This is a genomic window from Candidatus Bandiella numerosa (genome assembly GCF_021811875.1).
GTDB lineage: Bacteria > Pseudomonadota > Alphaproteobacteria > Rickettsiales > Midichloriaceae > Aquirickettsia > Aquirickettsia numerosa_A.
Genome location: NZ_JAJBJD010000161.1, coordinates 1 through 2,403, shown reverse-complemented (window position 1 = coordinate 2,403; position 2,403 = coordinate 1). Strand labels below are relative to the sequence as shown.

Sequence of the window (2,403 nt, the reverse complement as noted above, 5' to 3'; positions counted from 1 at the left end):
TGCACACAATGTTTTGCAGATTAAAGCGACTATGTCCTCTAATGAGTGGAATCTTTATGAAGCAAATATTGACAATGAGTTGATTCTAAAAGTTGCTTAACGCTATCTAATATTTATGCTTCCTTATCTTATTGGCAGGCTAAACATTCATCGTATTTATTATCTTCTTTTGTTATTACTGGAGATAATTTCATTTCCAATTGATGCTTCTCAACACCATCTGAAATTGAAACTTTATCAGCTCTTTGCAATGACTTTGATCTGCAGTAATACAAACTCTTAATACCTTTTTTCCATGCTAAATAATGTAATTTATTTAAATCCTTTTTATCAATGTCAGCTGGAATAAATATATTAATAGATTGTGCCTGATTAATATATGGCGTTCTATCGGTCGCATGCTCAATCAGCCATTCTTGATTAATTTCAAATGCAGTTTTAAATACATCTTTTTCATCTGTAGTCAAAAAATCTAAATGACTCACAGATCCTTCATGGTTCATTATTGATGACCAAATTTCATCTGAATCTTGCCCCTTTTCTTTTAATAAAGCTTTTAGGTATTTATTCCTTATATTAAAAGAGCCCGTTAAACTTTTTTGAGTATATGCATTAGAATTTATTGGTTCAATTCCCGGAGATGTTGAACCTGCTATCACTGAAATAGATGCAGTTGGCGCAATAGCTGTTTTATGAGTAAATCTTTCCATTATGCCTAGCTCTTCTGCATCAGGACAAGCACCTTTATCTTCTGCAATTAATCTTGATGCTTTATTAACTTCTTGATCTATGTGTTTGAACATTTTTAAATTCCATGATTTAGCCATTGCTGATTCCATCGGTATCATTTTAGATTGTAAAAATGAATGAAAACCCATAACTCCAAGCCCCACACTTCTTTCTCTATAAGCAGAATATTTAGCTTTATACATTCCATCAGGAGCATTATCTATAAAATCTTGAATAACATTATCCAAAAATCGCATTACATCCGTTATAAATAACTGATTTTTACACCAGTCATCATATTTTTCTAAATTTAAAGACGAAAGGCAGCACACAGCAGTTCTATCATTACCTTTATAATCCTTTCCTGTAAAAAGTGTAATTTCACTACATAAATTGGAAGTTTTTATCTCCATTCCATGTTTTTTATATATCTCTGGGGCATGCTTGTTGACATTATCAATAAATAGCAAATATGGCTCGCCTGTTTCAATTCTTGCAAGTAACAATCTAATCCATATATCTCTGGCTTTAACAATTGATATAATAGCGTTATTTTTAGGGCTCACTAACTCCCACGGTAAATCCTTCTCTACTGCATTCATAAACTTGTCAGTAATTACAACACCATGGTGAAGATTCAAGGTTTTACGATTTGGGTCGCCACCTGTTGGCCTTCTTAACTCAATAAACTCTTCTATCTCTGGATGAGAAACAGGTAGGTATACTGCAGCACTTCCTCTTCTCAAACTACCCTGAGATATAGCAAGAGTGAGCCTATCTTGAACACTTAAAAATGGTACAATTCCGGAAGTCCTGCCACTATTTGCAACTTTCTCCCCTATTGAACGCACATTGCCCCAATATGTACCTATACCACCACCCCTAGAAGCTAACCATACATTTTCATTCCAAATGCTCACAATATCTTGCAAACTATCGTCTACTTCGTTAAGAAAACAAGAAATTGGCAATCCTCTTTTTGCCCCTCCATTACTCAGTACTGGAGTGGCAGGCATAAACCAAAAATTACTCATATAATCATAAAGTCTTTGTGCATGATTTTGGTCATCGGCATAATGAGTTGCAACTCTCGCAAAAAGATCTTGGTATGTTTCGTCTTCTAATAGATATCTGTCTAAAAGCATTGCTTTTCCTGATTCGCTTAAATTCTCATTTCTCGAATGATCAAGATTGATTTTATATTTTAGTATTTGAGTTTTATTAACTTTTTCGAAGATTCCATTCAGCATAATCGTAACAAAAGACATTTTATGATATATTTATAAATATACTACATATAGTAAAATATTCGCAATATATTTGTGAAATGCACTATATATTGATTCGTTTTAAAAGTCTACAGCAAACATTTATATTTATTTCACAAAGTTTTTATCTTATAATGCTTCCAATGGATATAGGCGAAAATAAGTATTGATTAAAGAAATGATTCATCAGTTAATATTTTTTACTCCATGCTTTTGCAATTTTTGCAAATCTATAATCATGCTAAGTCAGACCTTAAATATGGCTAAAATCACTATTAACAAGTCAGATTGCCTACAGCAATGGTAGCATAATAGGAGAAAATGGAATACAATGGGTAACTTTTAATAAAAACAGGTTGTCAAATTAATCTAAAAACAATCTTATTAACTAATAATGCTTGGTATA

1 protein-coding gene is annotated in these 2,403 nt (G+C 32.2%); it reads right to left on the bottom strand.

Features of this window, described 5'->3' with window-relative positions; genetic code table 11:
* Positions 1 to 128: 128 nt before the first annotated feature.
* On the bottom strand, positions 129 to 1,979 hold the full coding sequence (locus tag L8D11_RS04950; RefSeq protein WP_236870562.1) for a ribonucleoside-diphosphate reductase subunit alpha: 1,851 nt from the start codon (positions 1,977 to 1,979) through the stop codon (positions 129 to 131).
* Between the last annotated feature and the right edge of the window lie 424 nt (positions 1,980 to 2,403).